Origin of the sequence: Blastomonas sp. SL216, assembly GCA_026625625.1 — a bacterium.
Lineage (GTDB): Bacteria > Pseudomonadota > Alphaproteobacteria > Sphingomonadales > Sphingomonadaceae > Blastomonas.
This window is the reverse complement of sequence record CP113055.1, coordinates 3,045,112-3,070,100: the sequence shown is the minus strand read 5'-3', so window position 1 is coordinate 3,070,100 and position 24,989 is coordinate 3,045,112. Positions and strand designations below refer to the sequence as shown.

Here is a 24,989-nt window from a genome sequence, read left to right as displayed (position 1 = left end):
GGCCGGGTTCAGGCCAGATAATCGTGCAGCACGCGGCCATAAGGCAGCGTCATGTCGGTGACCAGGTGCAGGCCGCCGACATGGTCGAGCACCGGAAGGTCGGCGAGCGGGCAGTTGACCGAATCGATCAGCTCCACCCGCGCCCGGCCGGTCCACGCGCCCTTGACCACGATATCGGCGAAATTGATGCCGACCAGCTGCGCGATCGCGGGCGTGCCATCGATATCGGGGATCAGCTTCAGCGTCACCTGCGTGCGCTTGAGCAACGCCTCGATCTCGGCTGGGTCGGTCGGTCCGCTATGCTTGTAGACCATCGTGCCATTGGCGACGGTCTGGCCCGAATAGGTCAGTTCGCCGGTCAGCGTGTCGCCCACGGTCTTGAGCTTGGCAATGCCGTATTTCATCGGATAGCCCCAGATCTCGCGGCCTCCGGCGAGCGGCGGGCAATTGTCGACATACATTTGCGTCAGAAAAGTGCACTTCTCGCCGTTGAAGCTGCAGGGGATTGCCTGCGCCACGGCCGAATAGGCGCCAAAGCCCTCGCCATCGGGCAGGTCGAGCCACTGGACCGAGACCATATCGCCATCGGGCTGCAGCGGTTCGGGCAGCATCGCGCGGATCTTCGCCGGATCGGTCCGGTAATTGATGATCATGTACTGGCGTTCGAAGAACTTGTACGGGCCCACAGGGTAAGTCGGGCTCTGCAACGGCATGGAGCTGAGCTTCAGCACATCCTGCTTGTTCATGGTCTTTGCCTCCTCAGCCCGCGGCGTCTTTGATATAGTCAAACAGTACCCGGCCGTGCGGCAGGGTGAGGTCGCTGACGAAATGCTTGCCGCCGACGATACGCAGGATCGGCAGGTCCGCGACCGGCGCGTTGACATGCGGGATCAGCTGCAGCCGCGCCGGGCTGACCCAGCATCCCTTCACCGTGATATCCTCAAGATTATAGGCGACGAGCTGGCAGATCTTGGGGCTGCCATCGACATCGGGGATGATCTTGAGGTTGCACGAGGTCTTGGTCATCGATTTGGCCTGCGCCTCGCAGCCGCCCGGTGCTTCCTGCCACTTATAGGCCATGGTGCCCATCGCCACCGTCTGCCCGGCATAGCTCAAGGTGCCGGTCAGCGTGTCCGATGCGACCACCAGCTTGGGCAGCGCGTATTTCTTGGGGAAACCCCAGATCTCGCGACCACCGTCGATCGGCGGCTGGTCGTCGAGATACATTTGCGCAGTATAGTTGATCGGCTCGCCATTGAAGGTGCAGGGGATGACGATGCCGCTTTCGGTATAGTCTCCGAAGCCCGAACTGTCGGGCATCTTGATCCACTCGTAGAGCACGAGATTGTCTTCGTTCGGCACCAGCGGCTCGGGCACCGCAGCGCGCAGCGCGACCGGATCGGTCTCATAGGTGACGATCATGAATTCGCGGTTGATGAAGCGGTACGGACCCAGCGGATAGCTGGGCGCGGCTGCCGGCATGGATGGCAGCTTGAGAATCTCTTCAGGCGTCATTGTTCGGTAAACCCCCTGTCATGGTGGACATTACGGAAACACAAAAGGGCAGGAATTCAGAGGAAGGAGGCCTTGATATCGGCCGATGAGCGGGTGCCGACATCATCGAAATGGCTGTCGAGCCACTGGGTGGCGCTCTGCCGCCCGACATCGCGCAGCTTCTTCATGAAAGACCAGTCGGGGTTCAGCTTGCTGGTGACGCCCAGGCTCTCCATGAACTCCTCGTCCTGGATCGAGTGGATCAGCATCCGCCGATGCTTGTCGTCGTTGAGCTGACCGTCGTCGATGAGATGCGTGACAAAGGCGATGGCGCGCATCTCGCGCATCAGGCTCGAGTTGAAGCTGATCTCGTTGATGCGGTTGAGGATGTCCTTGGCCGTTTTGGGGATTTCGCTGCGGTTGAGCGGATTGATGTGGACGATCACCACATCATTGGTCTGGCTGCCGTAGATCAGCGGGAAAATGGCCGGATTGCCCATATAGCCGCCGTCCCAATAGGCCTCGCCATCGATCTCGATCGTCTGGAACATGAAGGGCAGGCAGCCCGATGCCAGGACCTGATCGGGGCCGATCTCGTGATTTTCGAACATGCGCACCTTGCCGGTGCGGACATTGGTGGCCGACAGGAACAGCTTGATCGGGCACCCTTCGCGCAGCACGCCGAAATCGACGCTGCTTTCGAGCACCTGGCGCAGCGGATTGAAGTTGAACGGGTTCAGTTCATAGGGCGACATCACGCGCGACAATATGTCCATGAACATGAAGGCCGGGCTGAAATCGAGGCTGTGGTTGCCCATCGCCTTGTCGATCCACGATGGCTGGAGCGGCCCCTTGGCACCTTCGTCGCTGATTTTCTTCCAGAATTTCTCGAGCTCTTCGCGGGCACCATCCGCGCCGCCGATGGTCAGGCCATAGCCCAGCACGGTGGCGTTCATCGCGCCCGCGCTGGTGGCGCTTACCGCATCGAACTTGAGCCGCCCGTCCTCGAGCAGCTTGTCGAGCACCCCCCAGGCAAAGGCCCCATGCGCACCACCGCCCTGCAACGCCAGGTTGACCGGCTTGCTGTTCGCGGCTGCAACATATTGGGTATTTTTCGGTTTCGCATCCGCAGCATAGGCTGCCGACGACGGACCTGACTTGGCCATCGCTTGTCCCCCCAGAAACTGTCGCGAAACCCGTCTTTTTCCGTTGGAACCTAGGGGTAACTCACGTTAGACGAGTCGGCAAGAGTGATTCGCTGCAACTGCGAACATTCCTCCGGGCCGCGTCTTGCAACTGCTCTGAAGGGGAAATCACATGCTCAAGGGTTTGAACGCCATCGTCACCGGCTCGACCAGCGGAATTGGTCTGGGCATCGCCAACGTGCTGGCGTCCAAGGGGGCCAATCTGGTCATCACCGGCTTCGGCGATGCCGACGAGATCGAAAAGGAGCGCGCCGGGCTCGCCGCCAAATACGGCGTCGAGGTCGTGTACAGCAACGCCGACATGTCCAAGCCGGATGATGTCCGCGCGATGGTCGAACTGTGCGTCGAAAAGCTGGGCTCGGTCGATATCCTGGTCAACAATGCCGGCATCCAGCACACCGACGCGGTCGAGGATTTCCCCGAAGCCAAGTGGCACGCGGTGATCGCAATCAACCTGTCGGGTATCTTCTTCGCCATCCAGGCCGCGCTGCCGCACATGAAGAAGAAGGGCTTTGGCCGCATCATCAATATCGGATCGGTGCACGGCCTGATCGCCAGCAAGCACAAGGCCGCCTATGTCGCCGCCAAGCACGGCGTCGTCGGTCTCTCCAAGGTGGTCGCGCTGGAAAACGCCGGCACCGGCATCACTTCGAACACCATCTGCCCCGGCTGGGTCCACACCCCGCTGGTGCAGAAGCAGATCGAAGCCATGGCTGCCGACCAGGGCATCAGCGTGGAAGCTGCAACCGAAAAGCTGCTGATCGAAAAGCAGCCCAGCAAGCAGTTCGCCACCCCCGAACAGATGGGCGAACTCGCCGCGTTCCTCTCGAGCGAGGCCGCAGCCCAGATCACCGGCACCGCGATCCCGGTCGACGGCGGCTGGACCGCGCAGTGATGATGGGATGACGGCAGCGGGGTCGGGGGGCTCCGCTGTGCTAAGTGTCGAAACAGCGAAACGGCGGGGCCTATGCTCCGCCGTTTCTGTTACAGCCCCTTCCGGTTCAACAGGTCGACGACTCTGCGCCAGCCCTGATACCGGGCCCAGCGACCCAAAGTCATACCATCGGCTGGGCGTACCGCGTCGAGGTCTGCGCCGTGGGCAATCAGCACCATCGCCACATCGTCATCGGATATGCTGAACAGAATGTGCTCACCTTCGTCGTCGCGAAAATTCGGATTGGCACCTGCGTTGATTAGCATCTCGGCTATGGTCGGGTCATCTACTGCCCACAAAATGCTTTGAGGATAACCGTATTGGGTATGCGCTGTCCCGGCCCCTGCTTTCAGGAGCATAGCAACGACCTTTCGTCGCTCCCCAACTCCGAAGCCATGGTCATTCACCAACCCTCCATTAGCGGCCTTGAATAGTGGTGGATCAGACGCGCCTTTCATCTCACCTATGCCACGGGGATTGGCTCCCAAGGCCAAGAAATACCTCACCAGTCTGACATCTGCGTTTGCGGCTGCTATTGCCAGCAACTCTGTAGCCTTGCGCTGCCCGATATTTCTGAGCCTTGGATCACGGCTTAGAACGCGGAACGGCGCGTGACGGGCCAACGAGACAGCATCACCCAAAGCGCTATCATAGGCCGAGTTTTCAGCCGCAGCTCCATTTTGCAGGAGCCATAAAGCTGCCTGATTATGGCCTGCGTAGGTTGCGGACCTGAAGGGGTTTGGGCCGCCTTTGATATAGAGTGGCGCACCCCGCGACTTGAGCCGGATCATCGTGGCGATATCGTTTCTTTCGGCTGCAGCATCCATCAGTTCCAGCCCGATCACGCCGGAAAAGTCGGTGCCCACAGCCTTCAGCATGGGAATGATCTCAGGCGTGCCCTTGATCCAGCGATCAGTCCCAGCAGCTTCATCAATCGCGTCTTCCAGTCGCGTTACCGCTGGCGACATCCCGACATCTTCGCCTGCATAATCAACAACCGATTTTTTGCCATTCCCGGTATCGATTGACACAACATAAGTCGGATTGTCCGTAACTTCGGAAACATATTCGTCTTCGAGATCGAAAAAACCGACGCTCTGAAACTGATGAATCAACGCATCAATCTTTGCCGGACTTATATGCGAATGATATTTACCAGACACCCTGACACCCGTTTCAATAGAATAGTCCGGACCATTTCCGAAACCCATCTCTGTTGACGTTGGGCCAGTGTCAAAAATGACATTACCGTTGCCATCGATGCTCACTTGGTAGCGTGGGCAAGATCCGAAACATCCCGTGCGCTCCAACTTGATGCGCAGTTTGGCCCTGTCAATTTCAGGGAACGGCTTCTGCTCTGGACCACACGCGACAATCGCCATGGTCATTGAGACCATCACCATGAAGGTCGTCAACCATCTGGATAGACAGGCCAATCCATTTGCGAGAACGTTCCTCATTTTGCCGCCTGATACTCCCTCACCCCACCGGTGCCCGCCGTCGATAGCTCAGCGCCTCGGCGACATGCACCCTCCCCACCGTCTCCGCGCCGCTCAGGTCAGCGATCGTGCGCGCCACCCTAAGCACCCGTGTGTACCCCCGCGCCGATAGCCGCATCGCTTCGGCCGCCCTTGCCAGCAGCTGGCGTGCCGGTTCGTCCGGGGTGGCAAAGCGCTCCAGCGCTTCGCCGTCGATCTCGGCATTGGTGCGCGCCTTGATGTCGGCATAGCGCGCGGTCTGGAGCGCGCGGGCGGCGGCGACCCTTGCCGCGACCTCGGCCGAGCCCTCGGCGGGCGGGGGCAGGGTGAGGTCGGCGGCGGTGACGGCTTCTACCTCGACATGCAGGTCGATGCGGTCGAGCAGCGGGCCTGAGACCTTGGCCTGATAGTCCGCCGCGCAGCGCGGGGCGCGCGAGCAGCCGAGCGCAGGATCGCCCAGATGGCCGCAGCGGCACGGGTTCATCGCCGCGATCATCTGCACGCAAGTTGCAATACAAGTAAACTAAAAAGCAACTATTGCTGAGTTACCAAGCGTCATGTCTCAGATTGCTATCATTTACGCCCGGTTTTCTAGTGCAGAGCAGAGCAAAGGTTATTCCTTAGACCGACAGAAAAAGCTGGGGTTGGAGTTCGCGGCCACTCAGGGCTGGGCAGTAGAGAAAACAATCATCGACGAAGGGCGCAGCGCCTTCCACGGTGCAAACCGGCTCGAAGGTTCCTCGCTTCACGAGTTCGAGTTGGAGGCAAAAAACGGTTTCCATCATGGCAAAACACTGGTCGTAGAAAACATCGACCGCTTGAGCCGCCAAGGGGCCAAGGCTGCCGCGCAGTTGATGTGGGCGCTCAACGAGAACGGCGTTAACGTAGCGACCTATCACGACGGTCAGATCTACAGGAGCGAAGAGAGCGGAGAACTCCTCGATGTTTTCAGGCTCATAATCTCTGCCCAGCAAGCACACCAAGAGAGCAAAAAGAAAAGTGATCGAACGACTGCGACATGGGAGGCGCGGTTCGCCGCAATTGCTGAAGGCACTCAGACTGCTCCGATCCCCAACACTCCGCTTTGGATCGACCGTGTCGATGGCGAAATGGTGCTAAACAAGCATCGCGCGAAAGTTCTCAATGACATCTACGATTTATATATCGACGGCGTTGGCATCCACCGCATAGTGACCATCCTGCACGATCGTGAGGAGCCAAGTTGGACGCCTCCTGCACAAAAGCGCGGCAACAACGGCTGGTTCTACAGCTATATCTATCGTCTGCTCACCAAACGCACCGTGCTTGGTGAATATGTCACAACGGACGGCAAAACCCTGTCCCCCAACTTTTGGCCGCAGGCGATCCCCACTGAAAAATGGAACCGGGCTCAAGCTGCGCTCGCTATGCGTAAGGGCAACCAGAAAACAACGAAGACCCACGGCAATCGCAATCTTCTATCGCAAATGGTATTTTGTGATCAGTGTGGCGGTGGTGCTCATTTCCGCCACACCACCGACACCGCTCAGAGTTATAATAAGGTCAACGGCGAGGTGGTGAAATATCGCCGAAAAACCTATCGTCGCTTACTTTGCGACCGTGCGCGCAGAAAAATGGCTTGCGACAACAAAACCGTCCTAAACTATGATGTCGTGGAGGCGACCGTTCTCGACGAACTCCTGCCACAGCTTGTCGATCGGCGCGGTAGCAATTCAGCCGGGCACGAACTCCGGCAACGCATAGCGGAAATGGTCAGGCTCAAGGACGCTGACCAAGCAGCCTTGGATAACCTGATTGGAATAATAGAAGGTCGCGAGGTAAATGCGCCCTCCCCGCCGAAGGCGATCGTCCAACGCATCGGCGCGCTCGAAGCCAAGATCGAGGAACAGGTCGAAGAGATCGGAGCGGCGCAGAAAGCCTTAGCCATCGAGACATCCAAACCAGCGAGCGAGGACGATGTCGAATTGGTGGAACGACTACGTGCGGACCTGACAAGTGAGAACGACGAAGTTCGCATTTATGCGCGGGGTCGGGCCAACATGACGCTTCGGCGGCTTATCAAACGTATTGCTATCACGCCAACAGGGTTGTTCAGGATCGAACCTGACGATGAAAGCTGGTGGCTGTTCGATGAGGAAGGTCGGATGCTTGAGGGTGCATATGTGCTCTCTTGAATGAATTGTAGTCTGTATTTTCGGTCTGCGCTCTTTACTCTTGCCCTCTTCGAAGCGGGTCTATCCATAAGTCTTTTGGGGACCAAACTTTTCGAAGGTTGACGCTTAGCGCCTAAGACGCTTGATCGAACGGCCTCAACTTAGGAGGCAAAACGATGCGACAGGTGTTTCGAGACAGAAATGGTCTTTTGTTGGGTTGGTCTGACCGCGCCGGAGGAAGAAACACTGGCCGCGACAAAAATGGCAGGCTGGTTGGCTGGTATGATATTGAGCGAGGTGAAACACGTGATCGGGACGGCAGGTTCGTCGGGCACGGTGATTTACTGGCGGCGTTAATTTCGTCAGGAATTTGAGACAAGCGGGGCGATCAATGGGGTTTGTTTTCTATGATACGGAAACGACCGGCACGAACACCAGTTTCGATCAAATTCTTCAGTTTGCCGCTATCTGCACCGATGATGACCTAAACGAAATTGACCGCTTTGAAATCCGATGCCGCCTGATGCCGCACATCGTGCCATCACCCGGTGCGTTATGCGTCACGCGGATCAGGATGGAGCAGATTACCGACCCTGCCCTACCCAGCCATTATGAAATGATGTGCGAAATCCGGGCGAAGTTGGCGGCATGGTCGCCGAGCATCTTCACTGGCTGGAACACCCTTGGGTTTGACGAGCACTTGCTGCGTCAGGCATTATACCAGTCGCTACATTCGCCATATCTGACGAATACCGGCGGCAATTGCCGGATCGATATTCTAAAGATCGCGCAAGCCGCGTCGGTCTTGGTGCCGGACGCCATCATCGTGCCGGTCGGTGACAAGGGGAAACCCACATTCAGGCTGGACCGATTAGCACCGGAAAACGGCTTCAATCACCTGAACGCTCATGATGCTCTGGCCGATGTAGAAGCAACAATTCATGTTGCTCGGCTGATCCGTGACAACGCGCCTGAGCTATGGGCTGATGCCGTTCATCTATCGGACAAGGCTTCCGTGGCAACGCTTCTGAATGCGGAGCCGTGCTTCATCCTCACGGAAAGCTTCTATAATCTTCCCTACCAATTCGCGCTGACCAAGATAGGTCACGAACCCGGCAACGCTGGCACCGTGCTTGCTCTGAACCTCGCTATCGACATTGACCAGCTTCGCGCCATGACTGATGAAGAGTTGGCCGCGTGGCTTACACGCTCACCAAAACCCGTCCGGCGTATTCGCACAAATGCCGCGCCGACCCTGCAAGCATTGTCCGAATATGAGCATTTCGGTGGTGATGCTGCTGGCGACCTGTTGGAGCGCGCACATAGGATACAGGCCGATACAGAATTCTGTGCGCGGTTAATTCGCCTGTCCGCCAAGCAGGACCGGCCCGCATCGGAATTTGTCGAAGAGCAAATCTACTCTGGTTTCGTCGGGCGCGCCGATGAGAACCGGATGGCAGCGTTTCACCTTGCCGCTTGGGAAGATCGACCCGCAATCGTTGAAGGGTTTGGCGACGTTCGGCTTATCGCACTGGGCCGTCGCCTGATTTATGAACACCGCCCTGATCTGCTGCCGGAGAACATTCGCGCAAAGATTGCTGCCAAGATAGCCGCGCGTCTGGCAGGTGACGGCTATGAGAAAACCGCATGGACGACCATTGCCGATGCTCAAGCCGAAGCAGTGGCGCGGATGGAACAAGGTAATGGCGACGAAGCGGCTATTCTCGATGCCGTTGTTAAATATCTCGCTGATCGGGCGCAAGTAACAAGAATTCTCAGCGCGTCCTGCTAGCGCGCCCTCACGAAGCTCCTATCAGCATCTCACAGGGTCAATCCAACCCGCTCGCAACCCAGGCCCCCGACAAGTTAGAAAGGCCCCTCTTGACCCTCATAGGGCAGGAACGGCTTGCCTTCAGGGACCACATGACAACAACCCTATTAGCAAACACACATTGCGTTTATGTTCCTGATATGTTCTGATCGCTTTATGCAAAATCAGACCCCATCCCGGCTTGCTATCAGCAGCAGTTTACATCATGATGCTGCAACGTGCTGCACATTGCAGCAGATTAGGCCGCGAGAGAGGGGCGACATGATATCTGCTACAAAGCCGCCTCGCTTATCGGTGGGCCTTTCCGATGCCGAACACCAAGAATTGCTGGCACTAGCCGAACGCCATAACGTGTCGATGGCTTGGGTTGGGCGGCAGGCAATAATTGAATTTATGATGAAATATCGAAACGAAGATGCACAGCTTCCGCTTGCGCTTCCTCGTGAACGCAGGAAAATGGCATGAGCAACCGACCTAATCTGACAGCCGTGGACTTGTTCTGCGGCGCTGGTGGTCTGTCTGAAGGATTTCGACAGGCCGGTTTTCATGTGCTTGCAGGTCAAGACTATGACGAACCTTCAGGGGCAACGTTTTCTTCAACTCATCACGAAGCCAAGTTTCTCGGAGGACCGATACAAAAAGTAAGCACGCAAGCTTTGCTGAAGGCAGCAGGGCTTAAGAAGGGTGAACTTGACGTTTTAGTTGGAGGCCCACCATGCCAAGGTTACTCGGTATATAATCATCAGCGGGGCGTGGATGATCCGCGCGCGGGTCTCTTCCGCGAATATCTCCGTATCGTAGATGGCTTAAGGCCCAAGTGGTTAGTCATGGAGAACGTGACGGGCATCACCTCGATCGCAGGCGGGCAAATCGTTGATGAGATCGAGCGCGGTATGGGGACATTGGGGTATCGGGTGAAAAAACGTATTCTGAAGGCTGAAGAATACGGTGTGCCACAGGAGCGGCGGCGAGTTTTCTTTATCGCAACCAGAACCGACGCGCCAATTTTGTTTCCCGATGCAACACATGGTTCAGATCGAGAAAAGTTTGTCACAATCTGGGATGCGATCTCGGACCTGCCAGTTCTAGCAAATGGCGAAGCCGCCGAGCTGCTGCCTTATGCCACTGGCGCTGTTAATGAATATCAACGTGAACTGCGGGGCAGTGCGGAGTTAGTTCATAATCACTCAGCATCGAAGTTGTCACAGACGAATATGCTGCGGATGCAGCACATTCCGCAGGGGGGATCGTGGCGCGACATACCAGTCCACCTTTTGCCTGAAGGCATGAAAAGAGCAAAACGTAGCGATCATACCAAGCGTTATGGACGTCCTCGTCCCACCGATTTGGCATGCACAATTTTGACCAAATGCGATGTCCATTGGGGAGCTTATATTCATCCAACGCAGGATCGTTCGATAACCGTTCGGGAGGCAGCAAGATTGCAATCATTCCCGGATCAATTCGTGTTCAAGGGCAGTCGGACCGAACAGTATGTTCAAGTCGGAAATGCTGTCCCGCCAATTCTCGGAAAGAGAGTTGCGGAAACACTCATAGATGCGTCGGAGCGCACCGAGGCGGGTGATGGATTTCGCCCTTCTCTTGCGGTGGCCTGCTAGCCGCCACGACTAACCCCTTTCCTCGCTCAAATTAGCGTGTAGTTTGTCCCTGGAGTGGATAACTTAGGGGCAAATTTGAGTGGCGACGGCAGGAAAAGAACGTAGCCGTTACGGCATAGCAGAGTGGTATGGTCGGCGCATAAACGATTACACAGCGGATGAACTTAAAGCTCTCGCATCGATGGGGTCCGCCAAGCTCTCGGGGTTGCCTTGCCCGTTCCGACAAGCTGCACAGCCGGGAGCCACCTGCAACAAAAAAGGCGGTATCTGCACAGTCCAAAAGCGAACTTTGCAAGGCAACGGGACCGTCTTGCACAATGGGCCGCTTGTCACATTATGCCCTTCCCGTTTTTGGGAGGATAACTTCATCTTCGAAATCGTCGGCACCCAAATTCTGAACGTTGAAACACCAATTGTTCTGAAAGAAGTGCAGTTCCTCACGTCTGCTGTGGGCTTGGACGAGATCGAGGAAAAGGAAGGTGAGGCTGTTGGTCGCATCGATAGCATCCTAATCGATCCAGCAGACAGTTCCCGGTGGTGCGCGTTAGAGCTTCAAGCAGTGTATTTCTCAGGCGAAGGTATGGGAGGACACATCAAGCAATATGAAGACCCATCTGAACATATCTTCCCGGATGCAAACCGGAGGCCTGATTACCGATCGTCAGGCCCAAAAAGGCTGATGCCGCAACTTCAAACAAAAATTCCAACATTGCGGCGATGGGGGAAAAAAATGTCTGTGGTCATCGACACACCTTTCCGATCGTCGCTTGGCTCCTTTGTGACCGTCAAACATCTTTCAAACTGCGACATTGTTTGGTTCGTCGTGGAATATGATGAGACGACCGGCAAGTTGAAGTTGGCAGACACGATTGCTACCACGCTTGAAAGTTCCATCGAGGCGCTAACCGCAGCAATACCTTTGAGCCAAGAAGCGTTTCAGGGCCAAATCGATAATTTCTTGTTAGAAAAAACAGCTCAAGCTCGAAAAAAGGTTTTGCGCTTGGGCAAATCCGCAATCGGTCAGGATATGACTGTAGAGCACAGCGAAGAACTCAGTTGATGGCCTCACGCGCAATCTTGGCGTCATGCTGACGCGGATGGAGCAGTATCTCCGGTGGCCAAGGCTTATCGGTTCTGACGATGACGTAGGCTTCTGCACGGTTGAGCTTGATGAGCAGGCGAAGTTGCCGGATATGCTGTTCCGATAAATCGATGAGCTGGTAGCGCCACATGGTCAGTATTCCTCCGCCAGCATGATCGTTAGGACGCGCTTCGTGGTCGCCGGATCGGCTGGGTCAGGATCACTCCCGGTATCATCGCGCGGATAGTAGTCGATCTTCCAGATGACCCGCTGATCCTGCACCGTCAGCACCGCGCAATCATGTTCGCCATGCGGGTCATTGTCCTGGGTGAATGCGGAGAACTGGCGCACGGCCAAGATGGCTGCATTTCGCACTGCCTCTGGCAATGCCGCGATACCGGCGGTCATGAATATCGAGCCGCCGAGACCCGTGGTGCGTAGGCGGTCGTTGAGGCGGGCAATCGCTGCCCGCCTCACCATATCCGCCATATCAGGCTGCTGCCTTCTTTGCCTTGGGCTTAAAGTTGGCTTTGCGCTCCGCGATGGCCGCCGTCAGTTGCGGATCAAGCTCCCCTGCGTTGATGGCATCAATGATGGAGCCGATGATGACCGGCAGTTCACTGATATCCTGAACGGATACAGCGTTCATGCCCTTGGCAAATTCCAGCGGCTTGCTGCCGTAGCGAAGCTGGAAAAACAGCTTGCCACCGGCGTCCTTGAACCAGCCCTTGCGGATCTGTCGCGCTGCTTCAACGCGGACTTTTTCGCCCGCCTCGTTGGTGCGCGTGACCTTCTTGGTTGCCTGAAACGGCGTTCCTGCGATTTCCGCCTCCGCCAATGCCCGCTGCTCTTCGAGGTAGCGCAGCAGCTTGGTGCGGAAGGAATGTTCGGACGCACCGGGATTTGCCGGTGTGGCAGCGGCAAGTTTGAGGGACTTGAGGATCGACATGAGCATCTCCTTGCTGTTTCGGACAAGGCGAAGCGATAACGTCGTCGTCCAAAAGGACGACCGAAGATTGGCGTTAATTACCAGAAATATCAGGAAATTAATTCATTCGCCGTAACCACAGATATACCCCTTTCCATGCTTCGTATCAGCATCGTGAGGGTCTGGTTTGGTTGTTACCAGTCTCGTATAATGTGTCTGTGGTTCTTCATCTGCCTGTGTGGCTGATGGTGTGTCGATCTATCTACTCTTCCAATACTATTCACTGCACCATCTGAACGACGATGCAGTGAACATATTCGCGGTGGCCACGATCCGTTGTCCCCCAGCACGGCCAAGGGGAGAGCGGGCGAGTTTAAGAGGTGGGGGATAGAAGGAGCTGGTGGCTGGTGCCGGTGGTCAGCTCTTTGGTGATGTAATGCGCGACGCCGGTCACGTCGGATACGGCCTGAATGTCGAGATTGCCGCTCTTCATAATCTTCTGCCAGAGCCGTGGACCATGCTGTTCGAAGCGTGGGATCAGGTCGGACGGCACATTGAAAAGGGCGTGTATATGGAGGTTGGTGCCCTCATGTTCGACGGCAGCCATATACGGCATCTCACCGCCGGGGCCGCGCCTCTTGCCCGTGGCGCTGCGATACACCCAGCGGCGAAACTTCGTCAGGTCCCCCTCTGCCTTGCTGATAGTGATGGCTCGATTGAAAACGAATGTGACAAATAGCGTCGGGGCAAAATCTGTCATCGTTGAGATGAGGCCCGCCCGATAGCGCGCCTCAGTATCCGGTGTTCCGGTTATCGTAGGTATCATACAGTTTCCTTCCGGCCGATTGTTTCGGCTCTCTCGTTAGCGGCCTCGTATTTTTCTATTTATCCGGGGCGGTCGATCTGAGGATAAATACAAGCGTTCCCGCACTTGATGGAGGCGCGCAGTATGATCCTCGACGACGTTTTTGTATTTCTTCACAATACAGGACAAGCACACAACCACGCAATATTCTCGACGGAATATCTCGGCCATAGTCCGCGCTATTATGACTATCTTCGCTGTTCTGGAGCGCGTCCCAGCTTGCGCTCTTTGGTGAAGACCGCTCTACGTCTGACCGATATTTCTAGGGCAGCCGGATTGCCGGAGGATGCCGACGACGCTGCGGCCCTTGCAAAGCGGGCCATGATCGCGGCATTTGACCGCTGCCTCTGACCGTAAAAACTTTGGTCCCCAAAAAATGACCAACCGGTCGGACTAAGAGCTGGGCTTCGTGCTTAGCTGCTGTATCTGATTGGTCAGGTCCGCCAAATCTTTGGCTATTTGCCTCGCTGCTTCGCCGGTCAGCACAATCCTGCGCTCGATAAGCTGGTGGCACAGCCCGGCGTTATTGAACTGCAATTGCGCTTCGCCATTTTCGAGGATGACAACTTCCGTTGTCGCATGAGCCAGTTCGCTCCGAAGTTCAGCATAAGGCTGGAATTGATTGAGCCGCTCGATCACTTTGACGGCGTTGCCAAAGCGGTCGGGGTGTTTGCGTGCAAGATCACGCACCTCTTCAATTTTATGTCCCAGCAGAACCATCGCGGGTCGTGACTTCCCGGTTGCAGGTGGCAGGATTGAATTGGCCGCCTTCGTCGCCCACCGCTCAACCTGCGCGCACCGTTCGATCAATTTGCTGCGAAACACATGCGCGCGTTCCAGCCATTGCTCTCGCGTTAAGCTTTCGCTGACGTGTAGATCGCGGGGCATATCGTTCATGACGCGACAAATAGCAAAATCGGGTTAACTGATAATATATCAGGGAAGGCGCGGCCCCGCCCGCACACTTTATGGGTTTACCCATGCGCGACAGCACAAACGCCCTGAAATTCTGTCACAATAAGGTTGCTCTCTTGCAAATGTGACAACAGACGATGCGGGTCAAAGACCCTATTGCTACAGGAGGCAGCATGATCGTCGGCTATGCGCGTGTATCCACAACTGACCAGAACCTTGACGTCCAGCTGGACGAGCTCAACGCGCATGGCTGCGAACGCATCTTCACCGACAAAGCAACCGGCACCAACACCTCCCGCGCCGGGCTGACTGAAATGATGGAGTTCATGCGGGATGGTGACACGCTGGTCGTTTCACGCCTGGATCGCTTCGCGCGGTCCCTCACCGATCTTTATGCCATGTTGGAAAAGCTGACTGCGCGGGGCGTCGCATTTCATTGCTTGCGCCAGTCCATCGACACGGCGACCAGCACAGGGAAATTGACCCTCGCTATACTCGGAGCTGTCGCCGAGTTCGAGAACGATCTGCGCCGAGAGCGCCAACGCGACGGTATTGAGAAGGCTAAATCAAGAGGCGCATATCGAGGACGCTCTGCGTCGATTGACCGCGAGACGATTCATCGCCTCAACGGTGAAGGATTTTCCCCCAGTGCCATTGCGCGACAACTCAACGTAAGCAGGACCAGTGTTTATCGCATCATTGCACCTGCCTGATCCTAATGCTCATCGGGCAGGCTGCAAACTCTGCAAGATCGCTGATCGTTACGCTTTTGCGGGGATATTGGCGCTTGCCCAATCTCGAGCAAGTTTCGGTGCCACGGCAAACAAGATCATCTCACCGTCATCGGGAGCGCCGTTACCGACCGCGTGGCTTAACGCCTCCATGTAGCGACGATAAGCAAACTTAGACTTTATGCGATGTTCCAACTTGGGCTTGATGTTGGCAAATGGCCGCTGAACCCGCTTTAATGTAGCGTTCTGAGTGGGAAGGAGCGGGAACCATACGCCTACATGTCCAAGCCTTTGCAGCTGTAGAGCATTAAGCGAAAATGCCACCCGTGCGTCGTAGATCGCATAAGCCGCGGGATCGCGAATTGACAATACCTTTGACCATGACGCTACACCGGCGAGCTTCCCGTGGGCCAATTCCTCGTCCGAAGCCTGCGCGTAGCGGCTAATTCTCTCGTCCGAGTTTTTCCTGATACCGCCAAAATTGACTATATATTGGCGCGTAATAGCTTCCTTGCTGGCGAGGCAATCCTGTTCGCTAGCGGCAAGCCATTTAAGGTTATAGTGCTTTCGCAGGGCTACATTTTTCTGAGCCTGTGTGCCGCGCTCCCATGCAAAATCATCGGGCGTGAAAAATGGATAGTCATATATTTCGTCGATCTTTGGCTTCATATCATCGATATAGCTTTTCAGTGCGGCGAGGAAGCTGCCCCATTCTAGAGGCAATTCATTCGTTGAAGACGAATGCTTCATGGCTATCAAACTTTCGCGGGAGTGGGCAAAGCCACGTTTGTCTGTGTGGTATGTCCGTTTGCCGTTTTCACGAGCGGCATCACAATGTTGATCCGATCTTTGCCCGCCACATGGTCGATCAGCATCGCGCAGTTGTCTTCTTCCGGCGTGCTCACCAGCCACCCTGTCAGGTCGGATTGAAGTTCATCAGCAATAGCACACAGGCCGACGAGCATGTCACAACCGAACATACGGTCATCTCCAAACTTTGGATCAATGTTCAATCCGAAAATATCGTGACTGGCACCGCCTGCCGCATATGGCTGGTAGCGCAGATGCTGCCCCGTCCAATCAAGCGTAAGGACGCCACGATATGCCTTACCCTTGGCATTGCGCCGACACTGGCCCTGAAATCCAACTGCGCCGTCACACTCTACGATGATGGGAGCGATCTGCTGAAAGTCAGCCCGACGCTTGAAATAGGATTTGCCCTTCGGGACGGCGGGGATGCTGTCGAGCAAAATGATGTCTGCAACGGTTGCAGCATCATGAGCCAACATGCGCCCATCAAACGCCCATCCCCCGCTCAAGGTGAAAGCTTCACAGAAGCGCACAGCGTCGGATTGTCCAAGTGCCAACAAACCATCGGCAGGCACCCAATCGATCATATCGCCGAGTAACACCTCGCCAAGCGGTCCTTCATAGGCGGTAGAGATGGCTCGAACCATGACAGCAACGCCGCCATCCTCATCGATCTGCCGCGACAAGGTGATGAGCCGATCCGTGTTTGATTTACCCGCCGGAACGATGCTGGTGAGCAGGCGGATTGCGCGGCACAGCGCGAATAGCGGCTTCTCAGCTTCCACTGCCTTCTTCACTTCTGCCTTGGCGAGTTTCTCAAACAGACCATCCAGCTTGGCCTGATCACGCTCCGTATATTCTACGACATGCGCGTTGCCCTTCGCATCGACGTGCAGGAGCGCCATAACGTAACCCTCCGCGACATCGGCGGTCTGGATATCGAACTTTTCGCTCAATTGTCGCTCTTTGATCGATCTTACCGCCGCTTCGAGTTTTGCCTGCTCGATGTGCTTGTGCGGCTTTGGGAAAAAGTCGATAGCGTCCTTATAAAGCCCATCGATGCCGCCCGAGGTTCGCAACCAGTCAGCCAGCGGCATGGCTTTGTCGCGGGCGAACTCGGCATATCGTAGAACCGAAGCATATTGGCTGCGCGAGGTATCGCTTATGCCGTCACCGTCGAAGGCGAGCTTGACGAAGGGTTGAAAGGGATTGTCCCGAGCGACCTTACCCCAGTTGCCGCCCTGCACTTGGATAAATTGCCGTCGCTCGGCTTCGGTTTCAAGGTTCATCACGAACGCAAATAATGCTTCCAAGGCAGCATAGAGAGCGTCCTTTGCGTTGATGTCCCGTTTTTCAAATTCTCCAGCGAGCGCCTTTATCTGCCTGAATAACTCTCCATTCGCGTTGTCCGCCGTCTCGCTGTTGCTGATCGCGGGGGCGGCTGATGACATGGTGAACTCCGGGCTAAAGGTTTGGAAATCTTTAGGCCCCAAAGATTTCGAGAAAGTAACTGAGGCGCTCACCATGCGCGCGATCAAGTGAGTGCGAATGACCGTATCCTACGAGAACAGCTTCGAAAATTGCGCCATTTATCTACCCGCGCTCAGTTTTGGCTATGCCCGTTTCGCCCACGGCGGATCATTCCGCCGACCGCTGCCATTCGCCGCGCAGGACCTCAATTTCCTCGATCCCCAGAGCAAGCTTTTCCACTATCCGTGGGCGCTGTTTAGCGCGGGTCAGGCCGCCAAATCTATCCACGAGAACGATCCACCCACGATCGTCAGCGCGCGTGACCGGAGCCGCTCGATCGTAGTGGGGGACAGCGGCGGATATCAGGTTCAGACCGGCAAAATCACATATCGTGGTCCCGAAACCGTCCGACGCATGATGCGATGGATGCAGGCCAACACCGATTTCTCGATGGTGCTGGATTTTCCGACTGGCGGCATCAAGAGCGGCCAGATCGCCACACATACTGAACGGCTTCGCAAAGAAGGCCATGGCCCCCTTATCGAACAGGGCGCTGCCAGCAACCGACAGGCGGAGGACTTCAACGCCGCACTGGTCCAGACATCGCTTAACAACCAACAATTTGTTGTCGAGCGCACACCCGGCGCGACCAAATTCCTCAACGTCCTTCAGGGGCGAACCGAGGCAGAGAGCAAGGCATGGTATGAGCATGTAAAGCATTATGCGTTCGAGGGCTGGTCCTTTGCCGCTGGCCATCGCGAGGACTTCAGCCTGCTTCTGCAAAGGCTGATCGATCTGCGCGACGACGGCCTGCTGGAAAATGCTCAATGGGTCCACATTCTGGGCAAGTCAGAACTCGATCTGGCCTGCCTCTACACGGTTGTGCAGCGCGCCGTGCGCCGTCATATCCATTCAGCCCTGCAGTTCAGTTTCGACAGTGCCAGCCATTCGCTGATGTCGGCCAATTACCAAGTCTATTGCGGCGCTTTCCTCGACCAGAAAGGTTGGTCGATGGTCGGCACAGGCGTCGGCGATGCGTCGCTTGTCGGAAGTCAGCAGGGTTTGGGCGATTATCTCGGTTCAGGCGTCCTGAAATTGCCTCGCACCAGAGAGGCTGAATTTGGTTATCGGCCTCGCTTCCATGCCGCTGACACCGCCGTTTCCCGGCAGGTCACAGTTGGCGATGTCTGCGTCGATGCAGCTAAGAGAAACCCTTGGGACACGGCCAGTTTCGACCTCGTTGCGAACCACAATATCGAAGCACTCGTCCAGGGGATGAAACTAGCTCACCAGACGTTCTTCCATCCTAGCGATGAGCTGAGAATTCCGCCACGCGCGCGCATCGTGCGCGACATTATCGACATGGTTTTCACGTCGGACCAACCCGATAAACTCATTCGCGAGTGCCGGCACGCCCTCAAGCACTAAATGTGCGGAGAATATGCCTAGTCAAGTTTCCATATGTTCTGTTATTGTTCCAAGAGCTGAGCGGAGATAGAACGTATGAAGGACAACTACGATCGATCAATCACTTACCAATGCCCCACCTGCGGAGGCGAGAGCTTCGAGCACGATGATGGCGATCCGGAAGTGCGTTGCGTCCGATGTGATCGAGTGATGACGAAGGACGAATTGCGGGAAGCGAACGGCGCTCGCATTGAAGCCGAGGTGGATGCCCTGAAGGCAGAGGTGCTGAAGGACGTGAAGGCCGACTTCTCGAAAATGTTCAAAAAATGGAAGTAACGATCAGTGATGTAATGGCAGTCGCTGCGTTTGGCCTCTCTGGCTTCACGCTTTGGCGGCAGCGGAAGGGCGACGAGCTTACGCGAAGGCTAAACGCTCTTTTGATCGAGAAGGAGACTGGCGAAACAGTCGCAGCCAAAAAGGGCGATCTGTCAGCCAACTTCGTGAAAACCGGCAAATCCGCCTATCAGTATCGGATTTACAATCGTGGCAAGGGGGTGGCTCGAAACATCCGCTTCGAGGTTTTGGATGGTGAGGATTTATTTCGCGTGGGCGGGACGATGGATAAGTTCCCTTTTCCATCCCTCGAGCCCCATCAAGCCATTAATCTGCAAGTGCGCGTTCATATGCAATCCCCCCGGCGGGCGACGGTCAAACTGACGTGGGATGACGACGTTGACGGCGGTGAAAAAACGATCACCGACGACGTGTTTTAAACAAGGGACTGAGAAGATGAAGTTACAGTTTGCGCTCAGCGGAAGCGTGCTTTTCTCCACGGAAGCTGATTGTGTGCCGCCCGTCGGATCGGTCGTCCACATCAAAACTACAAGCTACAAAAAGGGCCTTCGCGCAGGATCAATCATCTCGGTTCGGATCACCGAGGATAAACCGCCGATCTATGATTTTTCGGAGCCCGGTGGCTTGGTCGTTTACATCGATCTAAACGGATACGAAGTTATCGTCGAAGGCCCACCGACACCAGATGAAAGCTAAATGCACTGATTTCAGTGGGTTCTGCACCCGACAAGCGCCTTCCTAAGTATCAAACATCTCTACTCGAGATGGATCACCGGCTAGGATTGGCAGGTTCCAATATCGGCTCTTGTTGTCATGAGCGATCATGTAAGGCACGCCTGAGTAGATCGCCAAGACCGTATCATCCGTCCTGCGCGGTATGTCCCGGTAGGTCGCGGCTCTGCCTCGTCCGATCTTCTTTGTCTCTGTCCCGCGCAGCGTTTCGCCCACAGTTGCGGTCCACTCAACACCGTCATGCTTCCAAGTCATCGAGTAAATGCGTCTGCCCGGCGCATGGGCACCAGCACCAATTAATCGAGCAAGTTCAGCGTAGGCCTCCTCCTGCTTCTCGGGTTCGACCATCGGGACAAAGAACGCTGGCAAGGTAACCTCCCTTATAGATCAGGGCCGATCCTAACCCACGAACCGTTCACTAGGCCAGGAATTCGAGCCAGCACCTTAGGATCGGAGCCTTCACCAAACTCGACATTGTAGCCATACAGGAGCCCGTCGTCGCTCTCATGAGCCGACAAATCCCACTCCAGAGCATTGAGATCATCGACTGAAATGGCGAGTGCGGCTGCTACCGCTTCGGCTTGTTTTTGCTCCTGAATTTCGTCGAGCTGCCGACTGCTCATCAGTGTTCCTCCCGTTGAATGACCTGTTATACCACGAAGGCGAAACACTCACCAATCAATTGAAACGCTGACGTTATTTCAACTACTGGTTGAAAACAGGCGCCCGGTGTTTCAGTTTACGTGTGTTGCGAGCTTGACCCGCGCCGGAAAGGTGACATGCGCATTTGCGCGCGCAACGCTGACCTCGCCTGTTTCGAGCGGCTGGCGCAGCGAATCGAGCACGGTGCGCTGGAATTCGGGAAGCTCGTCGAGGAACAGGACGCCCAGATGCGCCATCGACACCTCGCCAGGCCGCACCTTGAGCCCGCCGCCGACCAGCGCCGCCATCGAGGCGCTGTGATGCGGTGCGCGAAACGGGCGCGCCCGGCTGATCCGGCCATCGGTCAGCGTGCCTGCAACGCTGGCCACCATCGAGACTTCCAGCGCTTCCTGCGGCGTCAGCGGCGGCAATATGCCGGGCAGGCAGGATGCCATCAGCGATTTGCCCGCGCCGGGTGGCCCGACCATCACCAGGTTGTGCCCTCCGGCAGCTGCGATCTCCAACGCGCGCTTGGCGGTTTCCTGGCCCTTGACCTGTTTGAGGTCCGGTCCCGGTTCAGGCTCGGCGGCTATCCCGGGTTGGGGCGGGCTCAGGCGGCCATGGCCTTTCAGGTGATTGAGCAGGGTGAGCAGGTCGGGCGCGGCAATGACATCGATGCCGCCCGCCCAGGCGGCTTCTGCACCCTGCACCGCCGGGCAGATCAACGACCGGCCGGTCGCCGAGGCATGGAGCGCGGCGAGCAGAACGCCAGGCGAGGCGGCGATGCGCCCATCCAGCGCCAGTTCGCCCACCGCGACATATTCGCTGACCAGCTCTGCATCGATGATCCCCATCGCGGCGAGCAGCGCCAGCGCGATCGGCAGATCGTAATGCGATCCTTCCTTGGGCAGGTCCGCCGGCGAAAGGTTGACGGTAATGCGCTTGGGCGGCAGCGACAGGCCCAGCGAAGCGATCGCGGCGCGCACCCGCTCGCGGCTTTCGCCCACCGCCTTGTCGGGCAGGCCGACCACCGCGATGCCCTTTTGCATGCCGGGCGAGATCTGGACCTGCGCCTCGACGCTGCGCGCCTCCAGCCCCAGATAGGCTACGGTCTGGACGATGGCGACCATGCGCTGCCCCCTGTTTGTTCCGGGAGCGAGCCTGACGCGCCGATGTCAGGGAGTCGAGGGAAAAGCGCGCGATTGCTTCATTCCGGAGGCAATTCTACCCGCTCGGGCAACGGGAACAGGGTGAGGAAGCGCGCAATCAGCGCAGGATCGCCTTGCACATGCAGCATCCCTTCGGCTTCCAGCGCGGCGAGCGGCACCCCGCCATAGACCGCGCCTGCCAGCGCATGCGGGGTTCCGGTGAATACAAGGTCGCATCCCTGCGCATCGCCGCGCGCGATGGCGATGCCGGTGGAATCGAGCTGGCCGACATAGGTCATGTCGCCAAAGACAAAGCCGGTGGTGCACTTGAGTTTGCCCACCCGCGCCCGGTCGATCATCGTGCGGAAGGACAGCATCACCGACACGCCGCTGATCGGCAGCGTCGGATCATGCCAGGGCGAGCGCGCCGCCCAGCGGCCGAGCATCTGGATCAGCGGTTCGGCCTCATAGCCCCAGGGGGTCAGTTCATAGACCTGGGCCGAGGCGGGCGGCGGCAGGCGGCGGCGGACGAGCAGGTGCCTGGCCTCCAGCCCTTCCAGCCGCTGGGTCAGGACATTGGCGCTGATCCCCGGCAGATCGGCACGTAATTCGTTGAACCGCCGGGGCCCGAGCATCAGCTCGCGCATCACCAGCAACCCCCAGCGTTCGCCAACCAGTTCCAGCGCGTGCGCGGTGCCGCACGCATCGTCATACAGCCTTTTGGGCAACCCATCCCCCGAAGTTATAAATAATAACTAAACAGTTGCTTTTTGTAACACGGCTGGTCACTCTGGGCAACGACAGCCCCCCGAGTCGCAGAAACAGGCGGCCGGGCCAAGCGAGGATGCGCCGATGAGCGAGACTGCCCCTCCAGCGATCGTGAAAATCGCCCTCGCCGCAATCGAGGCTGCGGCCGACTCGGCCTGAAACGTGCCTTTGCCACCCTGACCCTTCCTTCTGCGACAAGGACCCGTACCCATGACCTATATCGACGGATTCGTGATTGCCTGCCCCGAAGCCAATCGGGACAGATTTATCGAACATGCCCGCATGGGCGATGCGGTGTTCATGGAATTGGGCGCGCTGCGCATCGTCGAATGCTGGGGCGATGATGTGCCCGCCGGCCACACCACCGATTTCCGGCGCGCCGTCCAGGCGCAGGATGGCGAGGCCGTGCTGTTCAGCTGGATCGAATGGCCGGACAAGGCAACGCGCGATGCCGCGATGGCCAAGATGCAGGAGATGATGACCGACCCCGCCAGGCTCGATCCGCGCATGGACCCGGAAAGGAACCCCATGCCCTTCGACGGCAAGCGGCTGATCTTCGGCGGCTTCGTTCCCGTGGTCGAATTGACCGCCTGACCGCGCCCAGCAGGGCGCCATCTTCTCGCTGGTAGGACCAAGATCATGACCGAAGCACAGGACGAACCCGGCTATCCGCTGCGCGTCACTCGCCATATCGCCGCGCCGCCGGACAGGGTGTGGCAGGTGATGACCGAAAGGCTGGAAGACTATTGGTGCCCCCGCCCCTGGCGGACCGAGATCATCGAGATCGACTGGCGATCGGGCGGGCGGATGGCGACGATGATGCGCGGCCCCGATGGCGAAAGCCATGAGGGCGATGGCGTGCTGCTGGAGGTGACACCGGGCAAGCGCATCGTCTTTACCGATGCCTTTCGCAGCGGGTGGATACCGCAGACCGCGTTCATGGTTGGCTGCCTGGAGATCGCGCCCGAAGGCGAAGGCACGCGCTATGTCGCCACCACCTGGCACTGGACCAGAGAGGCCTGTGAACAGCACAAGGCGATGGGTTTCGAATCCGGCTGGGCGGTGATGGCCGATCAGCTTGCCGCGCTGGCAGAGGGGCAGTAACCACATTGGCCGGGCCCAAGGCCCTGCAATCGCTGGCTTTGACGGGGCGCGGGCCCGCGAGATAACCTGGGCTTAACGCTTCTGCCTGACCATGTTCGTCAACCTGCAGGCAAATCGGCGGGCGCATCGATGGTGGATCATCCACCTGGTGCCGATGCCCGCTCATGTCGCTTTTCCGTCCCCTGCCCGTCCTTGCCTTGCTGGCGCTGATCCTGTGTCCCCATCGCATCGAGGCGCGCGAGGTCAGCCTGACGATCATCACGCCGGTGATCGAGACGGATGCCATCGCCTGGCGCGAGGAGCTGAGCTGGACCGAGGAAACGCAGGAAGCGCCCGAGCCGTCAGCGCCTGCGCTCGCGACATTCGGCCCGTTCCGCGTCACCGATACGACCAGCGCCGACATGATCGGCGTGGTCGATTCGCGCACGCCCCGGCAGTTTGCCGCCATGCTGCAGGCCTTTCCCGGAATCCGCACCTTGCGGATGATCGAGTGCCCCGGATCAGAGGATGACGAGGCGAACCTGCGCCTCGCCCGGATGCTGCGCAAGGCGCGAATCGAGACATTGGTGCCTGCTGGCGGATCGGTCCGCTCGGGCGCGGTCGAACTGTTCCTGGCAGGCGTGAGGCGCAGGGCCGATTCGCACGCCGAATTCGCCGTGCACAGCTGGCGCGACGAGCTTGGCCGCGAGGCCCGCGACTTGCCCTCGGATGATCCCGTCCACCGCGAATATATCAATTTTTACCGTGAAATGGGGCTGAGCGAAGACAGAGCACACCGTTTCTATGCGCTGACCAATAGCGTATCCTTTGATGATGCGGTTTATCTTGCGCCGTTACAAATGGCGGCCATGGGACTGCTCGACATGCTGTAAGGGCTTCAAAACAGCCAAAAACTGAGGTGAATTCCGCTATAATTGCGCCCAACGCATGTTGCATTTGCTAATAAGCTGTGGGATACCGCAGCCGCTAGCAGCATGTCTGAAGGGACAATCCTATGAAACTTGCAAAGACCGCACTGGCTGCGCTTGCTCTGACCACCATGGTCGGCGCTCCGGTTCTGGCACAGGCTGCGACCTCCGCAGCCCGCGTCAGCGCCTCGAGCGAAGAGAGCGACGCAGAAGGCAGCACCGGCATCATCATTGGTGTCGTGGCCGCTGCCGCCGTCGTGGGCGGCATCATCGTCATCTCTGACGATGATGAGCCCAACAGCCCCTGATCGCCGCAAGGCAATCAGGTACTGATTCGGGAAGGGGCGGTCGGCAACGGCCGCCCTTTTTCGCATGTGCACAACGCTCACGCAGCAGGTTCCGCGCTGCTGGT

Annotated in this window: 30 protein-coding genes and 1 pseudogene; 16 read left to right on the top strand and 15 right to left on the bottom strand. The window is 57.4% G+C overall.

What is annotated here, in order from left to right:
* Positions 1–8 precede the first annotated feature (8 nt).
* Genes OU999_14550 through OU999_14540 form a run of 3 tightly spaced genes read right to left on the bottom strand, consistent with a single transcriptional unit; the run spans position 9 to position 2,660 of the window.
* Positions 9–746, bottom strand: a complete 738-nt coding sequence (locus OU999_14550; protein WAC22948.1) for an acetoacetate decarboxylase — start codon at positions 744–746, stop codon at positions 9–11.
* A 13-nt stretch (positions 747–759) separates the two neighbouring features.
* Positions 760–1,515 carry an acetoacetate decarboxylase gene (locus OU999_14545; protein WAC22947.1) on the bottom strand — a complete coding sequence of 252 codons (756 nt, stop codon included), beginning with the start codon at positions 1,513–1,515 and terminating at the stop codon, positions 760–762.
* A gap of 56 nt (positions 1,516–1,571) precedes the next feature.
* A complete protein-coding gene (locus OU999_14540) occupies positions 1,572–2,660 on the bottom strand; it encodes a patatin-like phospholipase family protein (GenBank protein WAC22946.1) in 1,089 nt (362 codons plus the stop codon).
* 151 nt (positions 2,661–2,811) lie between these two features.
* Between OU999_14540 and OU999_14535 the strand changes: the two genes are divergently transcribed.
* Positions 2,812–3,594, top strand: coding sequence for a 3-hydroxybutyrate dehydrogenase (locus OU999_14535; GenBank protein WAC22945.1), 783 nt, complete (start codon positions 2,812–2,814; stop codon positions 3,592–3,594).
* A gap of 89 nt (positions 3,595–3,683) precedes the next feature.
* Here the strand turns inward: OU999_14535 and OU999_14530 are convergent, their stop codons facing one another.
* Together OU999_14530 and OU999_14525 are read right to left on the bottom strand one after the other, a co-directional pair.
* Positions 3,684–5,021, bottom strand: coding sequence for a DUF6438 domain-containing protein (locus OU999_14530; protein ID WAC22944.1), 1,338 nt, complete (start codon positions 5,019–5,021; stop codon positions 3,684–3,686).
* A gap of 91 nt (positions 5,022–5,112) precedes the next feature.
* Positions 5,113–5,613 (bottom strand): annotated as a pseudogene (locus OU999_14525) (ATP-binding protein).
* A 55-nt stretch (positions 5,614–5,668) separates the two neighbouring features.
* On the opposite strand from OU999_14525, the gene OU999_14520 reads away from it, so the two are divergent.
* The 5 genes from OU999_14520 (at position 5,669) to OU999_14500 (ending at position 11,774) form a co-directional block, all read left to right on the top strand.
* Positions 5,669–7,285: a recombinase family protein gene (locus tag OU999_14520; protein WAC22943.1), complete on the top strand. Its 1,617-nt coding sequence runs from the start codon at positions 5,669–5,671 to the stop codon at positions 7,283–7,285.
* Between the two features lie 370 nt (positions 7,286–7,655).
* On the top strand, positions 7,656–9,056 hold the full coding sequence (locus tag OU999_14515; GenBank protein ID WAC22942.1) for an exonuclease domain-containing protein: 1,401 nt from the start codon (positions 7,656–7,658) through the stop codon (positions 9,054–9,056).
* A 300-nt stretch (positions 9,057–9,356) separates the two neighbouring features.
* Complete coding sequence (locus OU999_14510; protein ID WAC22941.1) at positions 9,357–9,560, top strand: hypothetical protein; 204 nt, start codon at positions 9,357–9,359, stop codon at positions 9,558–9,560.
* Positions 9,557–10,714: a DNA cytosine methyltransferase gene (locus OU999_14505; protein ID WAC22940.1), complete on the top strand. Its 1,158-nt coding sequence runs from the start codon at positions 9,557–9,559 to the stop codon at positions 10,712–10,714. Before OU999_14510 ends, OU999_14505 begins: the two co-directional genes overlap by 4 nt.
* Before the next feature lie 79 nt (positions 10,715–10,793).
* On the top strand, positions 10,794–11,774 hold the full coding sequence (locus OU999_14500) for a NotI family restriction endonuclease (protein ID WAC22939.1): 981 nt from the start codon (positions 10,794–10,796) through the stop codon (positions 11,772–11,774).
* Here OU999_14500 and OU999_14495 read toward each other — a convergent pair.
* From OU999_14495 to OU999_14480, 4 genes are all read right to left on the bottom strand, one after another.
* Complete coding sequence (locus tag OU999_14495) at positions 11,767–11,946, bottom strand: hypothetical protein (GenBank protein ID WAC22938.1); 180 nt, start codon at positions 11,944–11,946, stop codon at positions 11,767–11,769. The genes OU999_14500 and OU999_14495 overlap by 8 nt on opposite strands.
* Positions 11,947–11,948: 2 nt before the next feature.
* A complete protein-coding gene (locus OU999_14490) occupies positions 11,949–12,284 on the bottom strand; it encodes a DUF3768 domain-containing protein (protein WAC22937.1) in 336 nt (111 codons plus the stop codon).
* A gap of 1 nt (position 12,285) precedes the next feature.
* Complete coding sequence (locus OU999_14485) at positions 12,286–12,744, bottom strand: hypothetical protein (GenBank protein ID WAC22936.1); 459 nt, start codon at positions 12,742–12,744, stop codon at positions 12,286–12,288.
* Positions 12,745–13,096: 352 nt separating this feature from the next.
* Positions 13,097–13,483, bottom strand: coding sequence for a hypothetical protein (locus OU999_14480; GenBank protein ID WAC22935.1), 387 nt, complete (start codon positions 13,481–13,483; stop codon positions 13,097–13,099).
* A 189-nt stretch (positions 13,484–13,672) separates the two neighbouring features.
* On the opposite strand from OU999_14480, the gene OU999_14475 reads away from it, so the two are divergent.
* On the top strand, positions 13,673–13,939 hold the full coding sequence (locus OU999_14475; GenBank protein ID WAC22934.1) for a hypothetical protein: 267 nt from the start codon (positions 13,673–13,675) through the stop codon (positions 13,937–13,939).
* 42 nt (positions 13,940–13,981) lie between these two features.
* Here the strand turns inward: OU999_14475 and OU999_14470 are convergent, their stop codons facing one another.
* Positions 13,982–14,485 (bottom strand): hypothetical protein, encoded by a 504-nt coding sequence (locus OU999_14470; GenBank protein WAC22933.1) that lies wholly within the window; start codon positions 14,483–14,485, stop codon positions 13,982–13,984.
* Positions 14,486–14,676: 191 nt separating this feature from the next.
* Here OU999_14470 and OU999_14465 point away from each other — a divergent pair, with 191 nt between their 5' ends.
* On the top strand, positions 14,677–15,216 hold the full coding sequence (locus OU999_14465; protein ID WAC22932.1) for a recombinase family protein: 540 nt from the start codon (positions 14,677–14,679) through the stop codon (positions 15,214–15,216).
* A gap of 48 nt (positions 15,217–15,264) precedes the next feature.
* Here OU999_14465 and OU999_14460 read toward each other — a convergent pair whose 3' ends face one another.
* Both OU999_14460 and OU999_14455 read right to left on the bottom strand, forming a co-directional pair.
* Positions 15,265–15,984 (bottom strand): hypothetical protein, encoded by a 720-nt coding sequence (locus OU999_14460; GenBank protein WAC22931.1) that lies wholly within the window; start codon positions 15,982–15,984, stop codon positions 15,265–15,267.
* Positions 15,985–15,989: 5 nt separating this feature from the next.
* Entirely contained in the window at positions 15,990–17,582 is a 1,593-nt protein-coding gene (locus OU999_14455; protein WAC22930.1) for a hypothetical protein, read from the bottom strand.
* 10 nt (positions 17,583–17,592) lie between these two features.
* On the opposite strand from OU999_14455, the gene OU999_14450 reads away from it, so the two are divergent.
* The 4 genes from OU999_14450 (at position 17,593) to OU999_14435 (ending at position 19,971) form a co-directional block, all read left to right on the top strand.
* Positions 17,593–18,942 (top strand): hypothetical protein, encoded by a 1,350-nt coding sequence (locus OU999_14450; GenBank protein ID WAC22929.1) that lies wholly within the window; start codon positions 17,593–17,595, stop codon positions 18,940–18,942.
* A gap of 75 nt (positions 18,943–19,017) precedes the next feature.
* A complete protein-coding gene (locus tag OU999_14445; protein ID WAC22928.1) occupies positions 19,018–19,257 on the top strand; it encodes a hypothetical protein in 240 nt (79 codons plus the stop codon).
* Positions 19,248–19,694: a hypothetical protein gene (locus OU999_14440; protein ID WAC22927.1), complete on the top strand. Its 447-nt coding sequence runs from the start codon at positions 19,248–19,250 to the stop codon at positions 19,692–19,694. The genes OU999_14445 and OU999_14440 overlap by 10 nt, the downstream gene beginning before the upstream one ends.
* 16 nt (positions 19,695–19,710) lie before the next feature.
* Positions 19,711–19,971: a hypothetical protein gene (locus OU999_14435; protein ID WAC22926.1), complete on the top strand. Its 261-nt coding sequence runs from the start codon at positions 19,711–19,713 to the stop codon at positions 19,969–19,971.
* A 416-nt stretch (positions 19,972–20,387) separates the two neighbouring features.
* Here the strand turns inward: OU999_14435 and OU999_14430 are convergent, their stop codons facing one another.
* The 3 genes from OU999_14430 to OU999_14420 all read right to left on the bottom strand — a co-directional run bounded on the left by OU999_14430 (position 20,388) and on the right by OU999_14420 (position 22,525).
* Positions 20,388–20,630 carry a hypothetical protein gene (locus OU999_14430; GenBank protein WAC22925.1) on the bottom strand — a complete coding sequence of 81 codons (243 nt, stop codon included), beginning with the start codon at positions 20,628–20,630 and terminating at the stop codon, positions 20,388–20,390.
* Positions 20,631–20,741: 111 nt separating this feature from the next.
* The gene (locus OU999_14425; protein WAC22924.1) at positions 20,742–21,779 is read right to left on the bottom strand and encodes a YifB family Mg chelatase-like AAA ATPase; all 1,038 of its coding nucleotides are present in this window, start codon (positions 21,777–21,779) and stop codon (positions 20,742–20,744) included.
* Positions 21,780–21,856: 77 nt separating this feature from the next.
* Positions 21,857–22,525, bottom strand: a complete 669-nt coding sequence (locus OU999_14420) for a helix-turn-helix domain-containing protein (GenBank protein WAC22923.1) — start codon at positions 22,523–22,525, stop codon at positions 21,857–21,859.
* Between the two features lie 250 nt (positions 22,526–22,775).
* Between OU999_14420 and OU999_14415 the strand changes: the two genes are divergently transcribed.
* The 4 genes from OU999_14415 (at position 22,776) to OU999_14400 (ending at position 24,885) form a co-directional block, all read left to right on the top strand.
* On the top strand, positions 22,776–23,159 hold the full coding sequence (locus OU999_14415; GenBank protein ID WAC22922.1) for a DUF1428 domain-containing protein: 384 nt from the start codon (positions 22,776–22,778) through the stop codon (positions 23,157–23,159).
* Between the two features lie 45 nt (positions 23,160–23,204).
* Positions 23,205–23,669 (top strand): SRPBCC domain-containing protein, encoded by a 465-nt coding sequence (locus tag OU999_14410; protein ID WAC22921.1) that lies wholly within the window; start codon positions 23,205–23,207, stop codon positions 23,667–23,669.
* A gap of 164 nt (positions 23,670–23,833) precedes the next feature.
* Entirely contained in the window at positions 23,834–24,541 is a 708-nt protein-coding gene (locus OU999_14405; GenBank protein ID WAC22920.1) for an alpha/beta hydrolase, read from the top strand.
* A gap of 122 nt (positions 24,542–24,663) precedes the next feature.
* Positions 24,664–24,885, top strand: coding sequence for a hypothetical protein (locus tag OU999_14400; protein WAC22919.1), 222 nt, complete (start codon positions 24,664–24,666; stop codon positions 24,883–24,885).
* Positions 24,886–24,989 lie beyond the last annotated feature (104 nt).